This window comes from Actinokineospora xionganensis, assembly GCF_014323725.1.
In the GTDB taxonomy this organism is placed as follows: domain Bacteria; phylum Actinomycetota; class Actinomycetes; order Mycobacteriales; family Pseudonocardiaceae; genus Actinokineospora; species Actinokineospora xionganensis.
Window position 1 is genome coordinate 416,908 of the sequence record NZ_JABVED010000003.1, and the last position, 16,335, is coordinate 433,242.

Annotated in this window: 16 protein-coding genes; 10 read left to right on the forward strand and 6 right to left on the reverse strand. The window is 68.8% G+C overall.

From position 1 onward, the window contains the following. Positions 1–11: 11 nt before the first annotated feature. A complete protein-coding gene (locus GPZ80_RS08290; protein ID WP_312880192.1) occupies positions 12–953 on the reverse strand; it encodes an o-succinylbenzoate synthase in 942 nt (313 codons plus the stop codon). 32 nt (positions 954–985) lie between these two features. Between GPZ80_RS08290 and ligD the strand changes: the two genes are divergently transcribed. The 4 genes from ligD to GPZ80_RS08310 are packed head-to-tail and all read left to right on the forward strand — an operon-like array spanning position 986 to position 3,749. Beyond that, on the forward strand, positions 986–1,936 hold the full coding sequence (gene ligD, locus GPZ80_RS08295; protein ID WP_187219655.1) for a non-homologous end-joining DNA ligase: 951 nt from the start codon (positions 986–988) through the stop codon (positions 1,934–1,936). Further along, complete coding sequence (ybiA, locus tag GPZ80_RS08300) at positions 1,929–2,426, forward strand: riboflavin biosynthesis intermediates N-glycosidase (RefSeq protein WP_187219656.1); 498 nt, start codon at positions 1,929–1,931, stop codon at positions 2,424–2,426. Before ligD ends, ybiA begins: the two co-directional genes overlap by 8 nt. A gap of 15 nt (positions 2,427–2,441) precedes the next feature. Then, positions 2,442–2,870, forward strand: coding sequence for a PPOX class F420-dependent oxidoreductase (locus GPZ80_RS08305; RefSeq protein WP_187219657.1), 429 nt, complete (start codon positions 2,442–2,444; stop codon positions 2,868–2,870). A 54-nt stretch (positions 2,871–2,924) separates the two neighbouring features. Beyond that, on the forward strand, positions 2,925–3,749 hold the full coding sequence (locus GPZ80_RS08310) for a serine hydrolase domain-containing protein (protein WP_187219658.1): 825 nt from the start codon (positions 2,925–2,927) through the stop codon (positions 3,747–3,749). Here GPZ80_RS08310 and GPZ80_RS08315 read toward each other — a convergent pair. Next, the gene (locus GPZ80_RS08315; RefSeq protein WP_187219659.1) at positions 3,720–5,381 is read right to left on the reverse strand and encodes a DNA repair helicase XPB; all 1,662 of its coding nucleotides are present in this window, start codon (positions 5,379–5,381) and stop codon (positions 3,720–3,722) included. The genes GPZ80_RS08310 and GPZ80_RS08315 overlap by 30 nt on opposite strands. Before the next feature lie 119 nt (positions 5,382–5,500). Here GPZ80_RS08315 and GPZ80_RS08320 point away from each other — a divergent pair, with 119 nt between their 5' ends. Together GPZ80_RS08320 and GPZ80_RS08325 are read left to right on the forward strand one after the other, a co-directional pair. Next, on the forward strand, positions 5,501–6,034 hold the full coding sequence (locus tag GPZ80_RS08320; protein ID WP_187219660.1) for an LppU/SCO3897 family protein: 534 nt from the start codon (positions 5,501–5,503) through the stop codon (positions 6,032–6,034). 655 nt (positions 6,035–6,689) lie between these two features. Further along, on the forward strand, positions 6,690–7,553 hold the full coding sequence (locus GPZ80_RS08325; RefSeq protein ID WP_187219661.1) for an LppU/SCO3897 family protein: 864 nt from the start codon (positions 6,690–6,692) through the stop codon (positions 7,551–7,553). Between the two features lie 52 nt (positions 7,554–7,605). Here the strand turns inward: GPZ80_RS08325 and GPZ80_RS08330 are convergent, their stop codons facing one another. The 4 genes from GPZ80_RS08330 to GPZ80_RS08345 are packed head-to-tail and all read right to left on the reverse strand — an operon-like array spanning position 7,606 to position 11,002. Then, a complete protein-coding gene (locus tag GPZ80_RS08330) occupies positions 7,606–8,388 on the reverse strand; it encodes an ABC transporter ATP-binding protein (RefSeq protein WP_187219662.1) in 783 nt (260 codons plus the stop codon). Between the two features lie 5 nt (positions 8,389–8,393). Continuing rightward, positions 8,394–9,176, reverse strand: coding sequence for an ABC transporter permease (locus GPZ80_RS08335; protein ID WP_187219663.1), 783 nt, complete (start codon positions 9,174–9,176; stop codon positions 8,394–8,396). Further along, positions 9,173–9,949 (reverse strand): ABC transporter permease, encoded by a 777-nt coding sequence (locus tag GPZ80_RS08340; protein ID WP_312880194.1) that lies wholly within the window; start codon positions 9,947–9,949, stop codon positions 9,173–9,175. Before GPZ80_RS08340 ends, GPZ80_RS08335 begins: the two co-directional genes overlap by 4 nt. A gap of 39 nt (positions 9,950–9,988) precedes the next feature. After that, a complete protein-coding gene (locus tag GPZ80_RS08345) occupies positions 9,989–11,002 on the reverse strand; it encodes an ABC transporter substrate-binding protein (protein WP_187219664.1) in 1,014 nt (337 codons plus the stop codon). Positions 11,003–11,655: 653 nt separating this feature from the next. Here GPZ80_RS08345 and GPZ80_RS08350 point away from each other — a divergent pair. The 4 genes from GPZ80_RS08350 to GPZ80_RS08365 are packed head-to-tail and all read left to right on the forward strand — an operon-like array spanning position 11,656 to position 16,335. Next, the gene (locus GPZ80_RS08350; RefSeq protein WP_187219665.1) at positions 11,656–14,610 is read left to right on the forward strand and encodes a sensor histidine kinase; all 2,955 of its coding nucleotides are present in this window, start codon (positions 11,656–11,658) and stop codon (positions 14,608–14,610) included. Next, positions 14,607–15,032, forward strand: a complete 426-nt coding sequence (locus GPZ80_RS08355) for a roadblock/LC7 domain-containing protein (protein WP_026422971.1) — start codon at positions 14,607–14,609, stop codon at positions 15,030–15,032. The genes GPZ80_RS08350 and GPZ80_RS08355 overlap by 4 nt, the downstream gene beginning before the upstream one ends. A 24-nt stretch (positions 15,033–15,056) precedes the next feature. After that, positions 15,057–15,749, forward strand: a complete 693-nt coding sequence (locus tag GPZ80_RS08360) for a DUF742 domain-containing protein (protein ID WP_091379339.1) — start codon at positions 15,057–15,059, stop codon at positions 15,747–15,749. Further along, on the forward strand, positions 15,730–16,335 hold the full coding sequence (locus tag GPZ80_RS08365) for a GTP-binding protein (RefSeq protein ID WP_091379336.1): 606 nt from the start codon (positions 15,730–15,732) through the stop codon (positions 16,333–16,335). The genes GPZ80_RS08360 and GPZ80_RS08365 overlap by 20 nt, the downstream gene beginning before the upstream one ends.

A 16,335-nucleotide genomic window follows, 5' to 3' on the forward strand; every position in this document is an offset into this window, starting at 1 on the left:
ATCGTGTGCCGTCAGCCGAGCCTGTTCACTCGCGCCAGGCGGGTGTGCCAGCGGGTCTCGATCTCGTCGGTGACGTGCGGCATGGCGTCGGGGATCGGTGGGCTGGTCGGGACCGCGAGGTAGCCGTCGGTCGGGCGTAGCGGGTGCGTGGTGACGTCGGCGGTGAGCAGGGACAGGGTGGCCAGGCCGCACGCGTGGTTCAGTTCCGGCAGGGCCGCGGCCAGGGCGATGCCTGCCGCGAGGCCGACGCTGGTCTCCAGGGCCGATGACACCACGCACGGCAGGCCGCACGCCTCCGCCACCGCGAGCGCGCGTCGGACGCCGCCCAGCGGGGCGACCTTCAACACCGCGATGTCCGCGGCCCCCGCCACCGCGACCCGCATCGGGTCTTCGGCGCGGCGGATGGACTCGTCGGCGGCGATGGGAACGTTCACCCGTTTCCGGACCGCGGCCAGTTCCTCGATCGTCTTCGACGGCTGCTCCACGTACTCCAAGCCGCCCGCCGCCTTGTCCAGCTCACGGATCGCCTTGACCGCCGTGTCGACGTCCCACGCGCCGTTCGCGTCGATCCTGATCAGGCCTCCCGAGCCCAGGGCGTCGCGGACCGCCATGAGACGGTCGCAGTCGTCGGACAGGGACGAGCCCGGGTCGGCGACCTTGACCTTCGCGGTCCGGCAGCCCGATCCGGCGACGATCTCGGCGGCGCGTTCGGGGGAGACGACGGGGACCGTGCAGTTCACAGGGATCCGGTCGCGGACCGGCGCGGGCCAGCCCAGGTCGGCGGCTTCCCGGGCGCTCGCGAGCCAGGGGGCGGACTCGGCGTCGTCGTAGTCCCAGAACGGGCAGAACTCGCCCCACCCGGCGGGACCGCGCAGGAGCATCCCCTCGCGAACCGTGATGCCGCGGAACTTCGTCCGCATCGGAATCGCGTACACCCGCACGTCGTCAGCCACCGGATCATCCTGGCACGCGCTAGCTTGCCTTCATGGCAACCAAGTCGCCCGCCGTGGAGCTTGAGGTCGGTCACCGGACGGTCCGGGTCAGCAACCCCGACCGGGTGTACTTCCCGGCCCGGGGTGAGACGAAGCTCGACCTGGTCAATTACTACCTCTCCGTCGGCGACGGCATCGTCCGCGCCCTCCGCGAGCGCCCGTGCATGCTGCACCGCTTCCCCGAGGGCGTCGCGGGGGAGAAGGTCCACCAGAAGCGGGTGCCGCATGGCGCGCCACCGTGGTTGGAGACCGTCCGGGTGGAGTTTCCCCGCTACAACCGCCACGCCTACGAGCTGTGCGTGACAGAGGTGGCGAGCGTCATCTGGGCCGTGCAGATGTCGACGGTCGAGTTCCACCCGTGGAACTCCCGCCGCGCCGACACCGAGAAGCCCGACGAGTGGCGGATCGACCTCGACCCCGGCCCGGAGTGCGACTACGCCACGGTCCGCCGCGTCGCCCACGTCGCCCACGAGGTCCTCGACGATCTTGGCGCGGTGGGCTGGCCCAAGACCTCAGGCGGCAAGGGCCTGCACATCTACGTGCGGATCGAGCCGAACTGGGGTTTCCAGGACGTCCGCCGCGCGGCGCTGGCGTTCGCCCACGAGGTCGAGCGGCGCGCGCCCGACGACGTGACGACCACCTGGTGGCGCAAGGACCGCGACCCAGCCCAGCTGTTCGTCGACTACAACCAGAACGCCCGCGACCACACCATCGCGTCGGCCTACTCGGTGCGCGGCGTGCCGGAGGCCAGGGTGTCGGCCCCGATCGCCTGGAATGAGATTGACGACGCCGAGCCGGGTGACTTCACTATCGCCACGATGCCCGCACGGTTCGCCGAGCTGGGCGATCTGCACGAGGGCATTGACGACGCCGTCTTCGCCATCGACGAACTGCTGGAGTGGGCCGACCGCGACGGCGTCGACCCGGGGGAAACCGATGACTGAGTACCTGTTCTTCTGGGGCCACCGCCCGCTGCCCGACGGCCGCATCGGCAAGCCGTGCCTGAGCCAGTGGTGGCCGGCGGAGTTCACCCTCGACGGTGAGGTCTACCCCACTGCCGAGCACTTCATGATGGTCGGCAAGGCCCGCCTCTTCGGCGACGACCAGATCGCCGCGAAGATCTTCGACGCCCCGACCCCCGACGCCGCCAAGAGTCTGGGCCGCAAGGTCAAAGGCTTCGACGACAAACTCTGGACCGAACACCGCTACGACATCGTCGTGCGTGGCACGGAGGCCAAGTTCAGCCAGAACCCGCAGCTGCACGGCTACCTGGTCGGCACCGGAAACGCCCTGATCGTCGAGGCCAGCCCGGTCGACCCGATCTGGGGTATCGGCCTGGCCGCCGACAGTCCCGACGCGCGCCACCCGCGGCGTTGGCGGGGCCTCAACCTCCTCGGCAAGGCCCTGATGGAAGTGCGCGACCGCCTGCGTTGAGGAACGCTCGGGACCATGCACAAGATGGACCACGCCGAATGGCTGAGCTTCGTCAACCACGGCACCCGCACCGGCAAACTGGCCACTGTCCGCGCCGACGGTTCCCCACACGTCGCGCCGATCTGGTTCCTCGTCGACGACCGCGACCGCATCGTCTTCAACACGGGTGCGGACACCGTGAAAGGCAAGGCCCTACGCCGCGACCCACGCTTCGCGCTGTGCGTGGACATGGAGGAACCGCCCTATTCGTTCGTCCAGTTCCAGGCCGAGGCCGAGCTGTCGGAAGACTTGGACCTCATGCTGGAATGGGCGACGCGGCTTGGGGAGCGGTATATGGGGGCGGATAAAGCGGAGGCCTTCGGCAAGCGAAATGCCGTGCCGGGAGAACTTCTGGTATTCGGCACCATCACCAAGACAATCGCCCACGCGGAAGTCGCCGACTGACTTCCTCGCCTGCCGACTCGCGGGTGGGTGGTTTGGGGCTCGTAGGGTGGTGTCATGCGGAGTTTGGGTTTGGTCGAGCAGTGGCCGGTCGACAACGTGGCTGTGGCGGTTGTCGGGGCTGACGGGCGGGTGCTGGGGACCTGTGGGGATCAGGACCGGGTGTTCCGGCTGGCATCTGTGACCAAGCCGCTCACTGCCTACGGAGTGCTTGTGGCCATTGAGGAAGGGGCGGTCGAGTGGGACCAGCCCGCCGGGCCCGAAGGCTCCACGGTGCGCCACCTGATCGCCCACACCTCTGGTCTCGCCTTCGACTCACCGACTGTCCAGGCACCGCCCGGGCAGCGGCGGATCTACTCCAATGCCGGGTTCGAGTTGTTGGCCGAGTTCATCCACGAATCGACCGGGATTCCGTTCGCCGACTATCTGGCGGAAGGGGTGTTCGCACCGCTGGGGATGACCGCTTCGGCGCTCACCGGGTCGGCCGGGGCGGGCGCCGAGTCGACGAGTGGGGATCTCGCGAAGTTCGCCGCCGAGTTGCAGTCGCCGACGTTGGTGTCCAAGGAGCTGATGGCGGAGGCGTCGACAGTGGCGTTCCCCGGGCTCAACGGTGTGCTGCCCGGCTATGGCAACAAGAAGCCCAATGACTGGGGGCTCGGGTTCGAGATCCGAGACGGCAAAAGCCCACATTGGACCGGCACGGAGAGCTCCCCGCGCACGTTTGGCCACTTCGGACAGTCGGGGACGTTCCTCTGGGTCGATCCCGAAGCCCAGGCGGCCTGCGTGGCGTTGGCCGACCGGGACTTCGGGCCGTGGGCGATCGAGGCGTGGACGCCTTTCACCGACGCCGTGCTAGCTGATCTCGGGAATGGGCGGGCCTAGCAGGTCGTCGGCGTCGCAGATTCGGTAGGCGTAGCCCTGTTCGGCGAGGAAACGCTGGCGGTGGGCCGCGTACTCGGTGTCGAGCGTGTCTCGGGCGACCACCGAGTAGAAGTGGGCCTGGCGGCCGTCTCCCTTGGGCCGCAACAGCCTGCCAAGACGCTGGGCTTCCTCCTGGCGTGAGCCGAAGGTGCCGGACACCTGCACCGCCACCGACGCCTCGGGCAGGTCGATGGAGAAGTTGGCGACCTTCGACACCACCAGGGTCGGCAGCTCACCCTTGCGGAAGGCGTCGAACAGGGCTTCGCGCTCCTTGTTCTTCGTCGAGCCCTGGATGATCGGGGCGTTGAGCGCCTCGCCGAGTTCCTCCAGCTGGTCGAGATACGCGCCGATCACCAGGGTGGGCTCGCCCGGGTGTCGATCCAAAATGGACTGGACGACGGGCAGTTTTGTCCGCGCCGTCGAGCACAGCTTGTAGCGGGTCTCGGGCTCGGCCGTGGCGTACTCCAGCCGCTCGTTCTCGGTGAGCGTCACCCGCACCTCGGTGCACTCCGCGGGCGCGATCCAACCCTGCTCCTCGATGTCGCGCCACGGCACGTCGTAGCGCTTCGGGCCGATCAGGGAGAACACGTCGCCCTCGCGGCCGTCCTCCCGCACCAGCGTCGCCGTCAGGCCCAGCCTGCGCCGCGACTGCAGGTCGGCGGTCATCCGGAACACCGGCGCGGGCAGCAGGTGGACCTCGTCGTAGACCACCAGACCCCAGTCGCGGGAGTCGAACAGCTCCAGGTGCCGGTATTCGCCGCGGGTCTTGCGGGTGACGACCTGGTACGTCGCGATCGTGACCGGGCGGATCTCCTTGCGCTCGCCGGAGTACTCGCCGATCTCCTCCTCGGTCAGCGACGTCCGCGCGATCAACTCCCGCTTCCACTGCCTGCCGGAGACCGTGTTGGTCACCAGGATCAGTGTCGTTGCCTGCGCCTGCGCCATCGCCGCGGCGCCGACCAGCGTCTTTCCCGCCCCACACGGCAGCACGACGACACCGGAGCCGCCCGCCCAGAACGAGTCGACCGCCATCCGCTGGTAGTCGCGCAGCTCCCAGCCGTCCTGCACCAGCGAGATCGCGTGCGCTTCGCCGTCGACGTAGCCCGCGTGGTCCTCCGCGGGCCAGCCGACTTTGAGCAGCAGCTGCTTGAGCCTGCCGCGCTCGCTCGGGTGCACCACCACGGTGTCCTGGTCGATACGCGCGCCCAGCATCGGGGAGATCTTCTTGTTGCGGAGCACCTCTTCGAGGACCGCGCGGTCGATGGACGTCATCACCAGCCCGTGCACCGGGCTGTTCTGCAAGGTCAGCCGCCCGAACCGGCCCATCGTGTCGACGATGTCGATCAGCAGCGGCTGCGGCACCGGGTACCGCGAGTACGTCTCCAGCGCGTCGACGACCTGTTCGGCGTCGTGCCCGGCGGCGCGGGCGTTCCACAGGGCCAGCGGGGTGACCCGGTAGGTGTGGATGTGCTCCGGCGCGCGCTCCAGTTCGGCGAACGGCGCGATGGCCATTCGGGCGTCCTTCGAGCTGGGGTGGTCGATCTCCAGCAGCAGGGTTTTGTCGGACTGCACGATCAGGGGGCCGTCGGTCACCTGACCAGTGTCGCAAACTCCGACCTCAAAGCCACAGTTCGGTAACCGGGCCTGCCCTCGGCGGGCACCTGGCGGCTACCGTCCACGCTGCCCATCCACCGGTCCCAGCAGAGGCGAACATGAGCAACCCCGTTGACCAGCAGCAGACCCAAGCCGGCCCCAAGCGGCGCAAGAGCCTGCCGATCTGGGTCATCGCCCTGGTCGCCGCGCTGGTGCTGGCAGGCGTGGGCTTCGGCGCCTACCAGGTGTTCTTCGCTGAAGACACCACCGCCACCCTCGAATGCGGCTCGGTGAACGGCACCGACGACACCGCGAAGCTGACGATCGTCGACTGCGACGAGAAGTCCGCCGTCTTCAGGGTCGCGGTCAAGAAGGACAAGGCCGAGACGAGTTGCCCCGAGGGCGCTTACCGCGAGCTGCGTGACGAGAAGAACCTGATCTGCCTGATGCCGAACTTCATCGCGGGCAACTGCTACGAGTCCGACGACGCGAACCAGGCTTTCAAGATCGGCTCCTGCGACAGCCCGGAGGCCATCAAGATCACCAAGGTGATCGACGGCACCACCGATCCGTCCGGCTGCCCCAACAGCAACGGCCTGGGCTACCCGGAGCCGAAGACGGTGTTCTGCATCGAGACACCCGGCGTTTCCTGACTGTTCCGCGCGGACGGCCATCCCGGGTCATCCGGGGTGGCCGTCCGCCGTGGCCGTGTCGGACCGGGCCGCTATTCTCGCGCCGCTGGTGCTTCTGACCGGCGTGTTCGCAGTTCTCCGCCGTCGGGAAGCCCAGAGGTGGCAGATGTCCAACCCGCATGAGCTGGGCCGCCCCACGGCCCGCCGCCGGCCCCAGCAGCCCTACGGCGCGGGCTCGCAGCGGCCCCCACCGATCCGTACGGCTGGGAACCCGGGTTCCCGGGCGAGCCGGTCCCGTCGGGGCGGCAACAAGGCCGTGCTGACCGCGAGTGCTTCACCGACCTTGAGCAGGCCGACGAGGCCAGGAAGGTCGTCTGCGTCGATCCGGCCGTCAAATTCGAGGTGCTTGAGATCGTCGATGGTGGAACCAAGCCCGATGACTGCGCGTCCTCCGATGTGGACGACGGGTTCATCTACGCCGAACCCAAACTGGTGATCTGTGGCAAGTCACGGAAGTGACGCTCCGGGCGACTTGCTGGTGAGGGCTGGAGAACGCGCCTGCCTTTCCCGCGTTTCGCCGCACGGTGTCCGACCCCCGCGTTAGATTGGCCCACCGCTGGTTCGTCGCCTGCCGGGCCCGTCAAACCCCCGCTGTTCGAACTCCACGAGGTGCACGATGTCCAACCCGCAGCCGCCGGGCCCGTACGGTCCGCCCCCCGGCGGTCCGCAGCCGCCGTACAACCAGGGGCCGCCGACGCCTCCTGGGGGCCAACAGCCGCCCTACGGCCAGCAGCCGCCCCCGCCGTACGGGCAGCAGCCCGGCCAGCAGCCGCCCCCCTTCGGGCAGCAGCCGGGCCACCAACCCCCGCCGTTCGGCCAGCAGCCGCCGCCGTTCGGGCAGCAGCCGGGCCAGCAGCCGCCGCCCTTCGGGCAGCAGCCTCAGCAGCCCGACCAGCCGTACAGCCAGCAGCCGCCGCCGTTCGGCCAGGAGCCGATGCAGCCGGGGTTCATCCCGCCGCCGTCGGGTCCGAGCAAGGGCAAGATCATCAAGCTGGTGGTCATCCTGGTCGCGATCGTGGCGGTCGGCATCGGCGGGTTCTTCGCGTTCAACAAGTCGGCGGCGTCCGCCGCGGTCGGCGACTGCATCAAGGTCAAGAACGACAGCGCCACCAACGCCGACGTCGAGAAGATCGACTGCACGAAGCCCGAAGCGGTGTTCAAGGTCGCCAAGAAGCTCGACAGTGCGTCGGCGAACTGTCCGAAGGACAGCGACTACATGGAGTACGAGCAGTCGGGCAGGCGTGGCGGCGGCGGGTTCTCGCTGTGCCTGATGGTCAACGCGAAGGTCGGCGAGTGCTTCACCGATCTCCGCAAGTCCGCCGAGGCCAGGAAGGTCCCGTGCGGTGACCCGAAGGTCAAGTTCGAGGTGCTCCAGGTCGTCGAGGGCAAGAACGACCCGGAGGCCTGCACCGTCAAGGGCGTCGACGACGGTTTCATGTACGCCGAGCCCAAGGTGACCATCTGCGGCAAGTCCACCTGATCTTTCAGCAGACGAACGAATGCCCCCGGCCGCGGCCGGGGGCATTCGTTCGTCAGTGGACGGTCTCGGCCGTGGGCGCGGACTGCAGCAGCCCAGCGACCTTCGCCCGCAGCTCGACGAACTCGTCCGACGAGCGGGTGGTGATCTGGTCGCGCTTCTCGCCCAGGCCGACGTCGAGCGCGGCGACCACCCTGGCGGGCGACTTCGACAGCACCAGCACCCGGTCGCCCAGGTAGACGCTCTCGTCGATGTCGTGGGTGACCAGCAGCACCGTCGTGTCCTGTTCCCGGCGCACGCGAAGCAGCAGGTCCTCCAGCTCGAACCGGGTCTGCGCGTCCACCGAGGCGAACGGCTCGTCCATCAGCAGCAGGGCGGGCCGGTAGGCCAGGGCGCGGGCGATGGCGACGCGCTGCTGCATACCGCCGGAGAGCTGCCACGGGTACTTGCGGCCGGCGTTTTCCAAGCCGACCGCGGCCAGCGCCTCGCCCGCCCGGGCGGTGCGCTCGGCCTTGGACAGCTCACGCAGCGGGAACTCCACGTTGCGCTGGACCGTCAGCCACGGGAACAGCGAGCGGCTGTAGTCCTGGAACACCACGGCCAGGTCCGCGGGCACGCCGTCGACCGGCGTGCCGTGCAGCGAGACCGTGCCCCGGGTCGGCCGGATCAGGCCCGAGATCGACCGCAGCAGGGTCGACTTGCCGCAGCCCGACGGGCCGACGACACAGACGAGCTCGCCCGCCTCGACGGTGAACGTCAAGCCGTCGATGGCGTCGTGCGCGCCGTCCTTGGCCTGGTAGGTGTGGCCGAGGTCGGCCACATCCAGCATTGTCCGCACCACGGTCATCCTCCGATCGCCTGCGCCTGGGTCTCGAACGAGTGCTTCGGCTGCCAGGCCAGGGCACGGCGTTCGACGATCAGCAGCAGCGTGTTGAACAGGTAGCCGAGCACACCCAGCAGCACGATCCAGGACCACATCTCGGGTAGGTCGTAGTCGCGCTGGGTGCGCACCAGCTGGTTGCCGATGCCGTTGGCCGAGCCGATCAGTTCGCCGATGACCATCAGGATCAGCGAGATCGACAGGCTCAGCCGCAACCCGGCGAAGATCTTCGGCGCCGCCGACGGCAGCACCACTCCCAGGATCCACTGGACCTTCGACAGCCGGAACGCCCGCGCGGTCTCGACCTTCGTCGCGTCCACGCCCCGGGCGCCGTCGACGGTGTTGAGCAGCACCGGCCAGATCGCGCCGAAGATGATCGTCGGCAGCTGCATGCTCGTCACGCCGACGGTGGCGAGGAAGAACGGGACCAGCAGCGGCGGTGGGATCGACCGCATGAAGTTGAACAGCGGGCCCAGGTAGGCCATCGCCGTGCGGGACCGCCCGAGCAGCAGGCCGAGGGCGACGCCGATGATCGCCGCCAGCGCGAAGCCGCCGAGCATCCGGCTGACACCGGGCACGATGTGTTCGCCGAACGCGCTGGAGAACCACACGTCGGCCGCGGCGCGGGCGATCCGCGACGGCGGCGGGAAGAACACGTCGGCGGCGGACCTGGTCACCAACTCCCAGACCGTGACCGCGACGGCGAACACGACCCAGCGCTGGGCGAACGTCCCGAAACGTTTCACGAGGCCTCACCCCGAGGGGCGTTCCAGGCGAACAGCTTCGCGTTCAGCCGCTCCAGCCCCGCGTTCGCCGCGTAGCCGACCAGGCCCGCGATGACGGTGCCGGCGAGCACCTGGTCCATGTGGGCGCCGCCGCTGTTGGCCTCCATGATGAACTGGCCCAGGCCCTTGGTGCCGCCCGCGAACAGCTCGGTGGAGACCACCACGGCGAGGGCGATGGTGAACGAGAGCCGCACCCCGGTCAGCACGAACGGCGCCGCGCTGGGCAGCGCGATCCGGGTCAGCACGGCGACTCGGCCGGTGCCGAACGCGCGGGCCGTCTCCACGTGCAGCGGGTCGAGTTCGTCGAGGGCGTACATGGTGTTGAACAGGATCGGCCACAGCGCGCCGTAGACCGCGAGCGCGATCTTCGTGTCCGGGCCGGTGCCGGTGATCAGCAGGGCCAGCGGGATCAGCGCGACGGACGGGATCGGCCGAAGGAACTCGACCACCGTCATGCACGCCCGCCGCACCAGCGGGATGCTGCCCAGCACCAGGCCGCCCGGAACCGCGATCAGGATCGCGATCAGCAGCGCTATGACGGTGGCCAGGACGGTGGCCAGCAGCGCCCGGAGAAATTTCTCGTCGCCGAGCAGGCCCACCATGGCAGGCAGGACCTCGCTCGGCGGACGCAGGTAGAGCTCCGGAACCAGACCGGTCTGGCTGGCCACTTCCCAGATCAGGAAGAGGCCGGCCAGACCGACCAGACTCGCGGGAACCCGTCGAGTTCCACTCACTGTGCTTGGCTTCCCGAGGAGGAAGCCCACCCCCTGCCGCTACTTGCCCGTGGAACCGTTCGGGATCATCGTCTTGACGTCGAGGTGACCCTTGATCACACCGAACTCTTCCATCAGGTTCGCCACGCGCTGGATGCGGTTGGCCTCCAACGAGGTCGAGTACGTGGAGATGGTGACCAACTGGGCGGTCTGCTGGTCGATCTTGGCGTACTTGACGAACATCGGCTCCATCTTGGAGCGGTCGGTCGCCTCGGCGTGCGCCTTGGCCAGCGCGCGCTGGAAGGCGGCGATGGTGTTGGGGCTGGTGCTGGCGAACTTGCCCTGGCCGCCGATCGCGACGTAGCCCGACATCGGGATCTCGGCCGTCGGGCCCGAGGCGCCGTCGAACACCGGGATCGCGCCGATCTTCTTCATCGAGTTGGTGACCCAGGGCTCGACCATGACCGCGGCGTCGACGTCGCCCTTCTGCAGGGCGCCCATCATCTCCGGCAGCGGCATCTCGATCCACTTGACCTGGTTGTAGTCCACGCCCTGGTTCTTCAGGACGGACATCGGCGCCAGGTCGGTGAAGCTGTTGCGGCCGGTGATCGCGATCCGCTTGCCGGGCGCGTCGGACGGCTTCTTGAAGGTGGAGTCCTTCAGGGTCACCACGACGAGGTGGCCGGGCTTCGCCGAGAGCGCGTCGGCGACGATCTTGAACTCGGCCAGCTTCTTGCTCTGCGCGAGCAGCGGCGCCGGGTAGGAGGCGAACGCGATGTCGACGTCGCCGTTGATGACGCCGGTGATGCTGGCGGGCCCGGAGGCCATGACCTGGGCTTCGACGTCGAGGCCCTGCTCCTTGAAGTACCCCTGCTCGATAGCGCGGTAGAACGGCGCGACGTCGACGACGGGCAGCACCCCGACCTTGATCTTGGCCTTCTCCACTCCGCCCGGTCCCTGCTGGGCGCCGTCGGTTCCGTCCTCGCCGCCGAGCAGCGAGCAGCCGCTGGCCAGCAGGGCCACAGCGAGTGCGGCGATCGGCAGACGGGCACGGGAGAACCGTCTGGTGGTCACGCTTCGGAGCATTGGAGCCTCTCCTCATAGGAGGTCGGTTTTGTCGAGGTGTTACCCCCCTCGGACATCAAGGCGCCACTCTATGGTCCGTTGGGACCGAGTCACAATGAGTGCGCGCCAGATGTCTTGGGGTGAACTCTCTCACTGAATCGGGTGGAGCTGTTGGCCCAAGTGGGCGAATTGCTCCGGAGCCCTGACCAGGGGTTAACCGTGCGTAATGACCCACTCGGGGTATGCCCCCTAGTGCTGCCATCTGGGTGATCAAATGTCTGGAATAGTCCATAGTTTCATCACCGGTGAGGACTGTTGCTACTGCTAAGTACCTGATAAGGGCTGTGATGATGCCCTGGAAGGGTTACATCGCCGCTGAGACTTCGCTACCTTCTGTGCTCAACAGGTGAGGCGCACGCTCATCCGAGCGGCGAGGAGAGCAGGCGCACATGGTCGTCGGTAACGCCGGGCCGGTTCGGTCCGACATGTTGCGGCAAGCGTCACAGCTTCGGGCGACCGCGATGCGCCGCGTCCTTAACTGGGGTAGTTGTCCGTTCGAGCTAGCCGAGTAACGGGCTACTGGCTCAGATGCAAGGAGTGTGCAGGCAGTGCCCGATCACACCGCCGGGGCCGAGCTAGGCCCTGGAAAATTCGGTGGCGTCGTGTCCGACCGGGATGCGGCGCGATCCGCCGCGCCCAAGACGCCCGGCCGCAAGACGGTCGAGGGCGGTTCCCGCTGGCGGCTGCGCAACTGGCGCCTGCGGACCAAGCTGATCGCGGTCCTCATGGTCCCGGTCATCACCGCCATCGCCCTGGGCGTGCTCCGCGCCGACAACGAGTTGCAGCGCGCCGCCGACTTCGACGAAGCCGCCGCGGACATCAGCTCGACCCTCGACGTCGTCGCGCTCGTCCACGAGCTGCAGAACGAACGTAACCTGGTCGTCGCCCATGTCGCGGGCAAGCGACAGGGTGATGTCGGCAACATCCAGGCGCAGTTCCAGAAGACCAACGCCACCCTCGCCCGGCTCGCGCAGGCCGCGAAGACCGTCGAAGCGGAGCGGGAGGACGCCCGGCTGCTGATGCCGCTGGCCAACCGCCTCTCCGCCGTCGAGTCGGTCCGCACCGCCGCGATGAGCAGCGAATACCCCGACGTCGGCGTCTACGGCGCGTACACCTCCCTGCTGGAGGCCGTGCTGGCCGCGGGTTCGGAGTTCACCGCGTCGCTCGGCGACCCGGAGATCAACCGCCTCGCCAGCGCCGCGCTCAGCGTCGTGGAGAGCAAGGAGTTCCTGGGCAGGCAGAACTCGATCCTGATGATCGCCGCCATCCGGGACAACTTCCCCTCCGGCATGCTCGAGATGGCCCGCGGCGCCGAGGCCAGCTACGCCGCCTCCGTCGCCAACTTCCGCGCCAACGCCGAGCCGGTCGAGTCGCAGTTCTACTCCGACACGTTCTCCGGCGCCGAGGTCGACCACCGCGAGTCCACCAAGCAGCTCGCCTTCTACCACGCCTCACGGGACCAGCCCCTGGGCATCTCGATCGACTCGCTGCGCGAGGACGCCAGGGCCACCGCCGAGGCGCTGCGCAAGGTCGAGATCTCGCTGCTGGAGAAGCTGCGGTCGAAAGCCATCGCGGCCGCCGACACGGCCAAGGTCGATGCCTGGCGCGACGCCGCGATCGTCCTCGCCGCCGTGCTGCTCGCCCTGATCGTCACCCTGATCGTCGCCCGCTCGCTGCTGGTGCCGCTGCGCGTGCTGCGCCGCGACGCCCTGGACGTGGCGAACCGGCGGCTGCCCGAGACGGTGCAGCGAATCCTCGCCGACCCGGACCCGGTCGAGGCCGCCAAGAACGCGGTCGAGCCGGTCCCGGTGTTCACCCGCGAGGAGACCGGCCAGCTCGCCCGCTCGTTCGACGCCGTGCACGACCAGGCGGTCCGGATGGCGACCGAGCAGGCCCTGCTGCGTGACAACATCAACTCGATCTTCGTCAACCTCTCCCGGCGCAGCCAGACGCTCGTCGAGCGCCAGCTGTCGCTGATCGACCGGCTCGAGCAGGACGAGCAGGACCCGGACCAGCTCGCCAGCCTCTTCGAGCTCGACCACCTCGCGACCCGGATGCGGCGTAACTCCGAAAGCCTCCTGGTGCTCTCCGGCTCCGGCCTGAGCCGCCAGCTCAGCCGCCCGGTGCCCGCCGCGGAGGTCGTCGGCGCCGCGGTGTCCGAGGTCGAGCAGTACGCCCGCATCGAGGTGCTGTCGGCGCCGGACATCGCCGTGCAGGGCCGCGCCGTCTCCGACCTCGTCCACCTGATCGCCGAACTGCTGGACAACGCGACCTCGTTCTCCGAGCCGGAGAAGAAGGTCTACGTCCGGATGGCGGTGACCAGGAAGAAGGAACTCGCCATCCAGATCACCGACTCCGGCGTCGGCATGAACGAGGACGAGATCGAGAACGCCAACACCCGCCTCGCCGACCCGCCCGACCTCGACGTCGCCGTGACCAGGCGAATGGGTCTGTACGTGGTCGCCCGGCTGGCCAAGCGGCACGACATCGTCGTGCGGCTGCGCGACAACGAGGACATCGAGGGCGGCCTGATCGCCCGGATCACCGTCCCCGCGGGCCTGGTCCACGGCTCCGGCGCCCCGGCGCAGACCAACAACATCATCTCTCCGATCGCCCTGCCGCCCGCCATCGGCGACACGGCGGCCAAGGCGAGTGGCATCGCGGGCGCGTTCACCGGCAGCATGCCGCGACTGCGCTCCGACGGCGGCGTGGTGGCCGAGTCCCCGGTGGAGCGCTCCGCCGCGCAGGTCACCGGCTACCCGCCGTTCCAGCCGAGCTTCGGCGCGGAGAAGATCGACGACACCGGCGGCTGGGGTCCCCCCGCCTCCCCGGAAGAGATCAACTCCGCGCTCAACGGCCACATCTACGACGACTCGGGGGTCGGACTGTTCGGCACCCCGATGCCGGAGCAGCCCTACGACGACGAGGCCAACGGCGCCTACGCGTACGAACCGCCGCCCCGGCCCGCCGAGCAGACCCACGGCGGCGACGCCCCCACGGAGCGGCTGCCGATCTACGAAGCCGTCCTGTCGCAGTGGTTCGAAGCGGGCGACACCGGCTCCACCCCCGCCGCCAACGGCAACCCGCCCGCGAACGGCACGATCAACGGCGCACTGACCCCGGCCGAGCCCGAGACCGACCACCGCACCGAGCCCCGGGCCGAGGCCGTCGAGGCGCCCGTCGCGGCCGTCGAGCCCGAGCCCGCACCGGAGCCCGAACCGGCCCCCGTCATCGATCCCTGGGTTTCCCCTGGTGACGACGGTTGGCAGCGGGCCCGTGCACTGCTCGACCACAGTGCTGACACCATGACTACCGCAGGACTGCCCAAGCGGGTCCCCAAAGCCCACTTGGTCCCCGGTTCGGCAGCGCCAAGGGAGGAGACCACCGGCGAACAGCCGGCGGTGCCTCCACTGCCTCCCCGCACGGCGGACGCGATCCGCGGCCGCATGTCGAGCTTCCAACAAGGGGTTCGGCGGGGCCGACACGCCCTTGTCGACGCTTACCCTGGTGACCAGACCGGTTCAGACGAGAGCCGCCAAGACGAGGAGCAGGAGTGACGACCGCGTCAGTACAGCAGCCCGGCAGCTTCGGGTGGCTCATCACCGATTTCGTTCGCCAGGTCCCCGGCGTCGCGCACGCCGTGGTGGTCTCCGCCGACGGACTGCTGTTGGCCGGATCGCAGGGCTTGCCCCGCGATCGCGCCGAACAGCTCTCCGCGGTGGCGTCCGGCCTGGTGAGCCTCACCGCCGGTGCCGCGAGGTGCTTCGAAGCGGGCGGAGTCAACCAGACCGTGGTCGAGATGGACCGCGGTTACCTGTTCCTGATGTCGATCTCGGACGGCTCGTGCCTCGCGGTGCTCGCTGCTCCGAACTGCGACATCGGACTGGTCGCCTACGAGATGACCCTCCTGGTCGAGCGAGTCGGCCAGCAGATGACGCCCGAGCTGCGCGCGCAGCTTCAGGGCTCGCAGCGCAGGTAATCGAGACGGCGGGGTGAGAGCGCGATGAGTACGGGGCGCCGGGCGACCGGCAGGCGTACCGAGGACGACTTCTCCTACCGGGACCTGTTCGGCTCGGACTCCCGCTTCGGCGAATCCGACCTCGACGAACCCCTGGATGAGCCCGAGCGGAGGCTGACGGAGATGTCGGAACGCGGCTGGGAGGACCTGCCCGAACATGGCATCGGCGACCCGCCGAACCGGTTCGACATCGATGGGTTCCGGGCGAGGCTCTTCGGTGGGCCAAGCGCGGCGCTGTACGGCGACTCGGGTATCCCCGCGCAGTCCGACTGGGACAGCAAGGAGATCCCCGCGGTCCCGACGTTCGACCCGGAGCCGGAGCACGACCCGCTGCAGGAAACCGGTTCACTGGTGCGCCCGTACACCAAGACCGGTGGTCGGACCCGCTCCGACTACGACCTGGCGATCGAGGCTCTGGTGTCCACCAGTGACCGAGGCCGGGTCCCCGACGCGGCGGTGCGCCCGGAGCACAGATCCATCTGCGGCCTGTGCCTGGATACCCGTTCGGTCGCCGAGGTCGCCGCGCACCTGCGGCTTCCGCTCGGCGTCGCCCGGGTCCTGATCGGGGACATGGCGGGAATGGGCCTGGTCTCGATCCACCAGAGCGGCATGGTCGTGGGCGACCGGCCGTCGATCGAATTCATGGAAAGGGTGCTCAGTGGGCTCCGCAGGCTCTAGTCCTCTCAGCGCGCGTGGCGCGGCACCGCAGCCGACCACCTCGGCCAAGATCGTGGTGGCCGGCGGGTTCGGTGTGGGCAAGACGACCCTGGTCGGCTCGGTCTCCGAGATCGTTCCGCTGACCACCGAGGCCGTCATGACCGAGGCCAGCGTGGACGTCGACGACCTGTCGTCGACGCCGAACAAGACGACCACCACGGTGGCGATGGACTTCGGTCGCGTCTCGCTCGACTCCGACCTGATCCTGTACCTGTTCGGTACGCCGGGTCAGCACCGATTCTGGTTCATGTGGGACGACTTGGTCCGCGGCGCCATCGGCGCCATCGTCCTGGTCGACACCCGGCGCCTGGCCGACGCGTTCGCGTCCATCGACTTCTTCGAGGACCGCGGACTGCCGTACATCATCGCGCTGAACTGTTTCGACCGCGTCCTGCACCACCGCATCGACGACGTGCGCGACGCGCTCACCGTCGAGCCTTCGGTGCCGATCGTGACCACCGACGCGCGTGACCGCGACTCCACCAAGGAAGCGCTCATCACCCTCGTCCAACACGCCATGCAACAACGCATGTCCCGCGCCGTCTAG

Excerpts from the sequence above, each read along its gene's own strand:
- ligD (WP_187219655.1), top strand. The coding sequence starts at position 986 with ATGGCAACCAAGTCGCCCGCCGTGGAGCTTGAGGTCGGTCACCGGACG.
- ybiA (WP_187219656.1), top strand. The coding sequence starts at position 1,929 with ATGACTGAGTACCTGTTCTTCTGGGGCCACCGCCCGCTGCCCGACGGC.
- GPZ80_RS08305 (WP_187219657.1), top strand. The coding sequence starts at position 2,442 with ATGCACAAGATGGACCACGCCGAATGGCTGAGCTTCGTCAACCACGGC.
- GPZ80_RS08310 (WP_187219658.1), top strand. The coding sequence starts at position 2,925 with ATGCGGAGTTTGGGTTTGGTCGAGCAGTGGCCGGTCGACAACGTGGCT.
- GPZ80_RS08320 (WP_187219660.1), top strand. The coding sequence starts at position 5,501 with ATGAGCAACCCCGTTGACCAGCAGCAGACCCAAGCCGGCCCCAAGCGG.
- GPZ80_RS08325 (WP_187219661.1), top strand. The coding sequence starts at position 6,690 with ATGTCCAACCCGCAGCCGCCGGGCCCGTACGGTCCGCCCCCCGGCGGT.
- GPZ80_RS08360 (WP_091379339.1), top strand. The coding sequence starts at position 15,057 with ATGAGTACGGGGCGCCGGGCGACCGGCAGGCGTACCGAGGACGACTTC.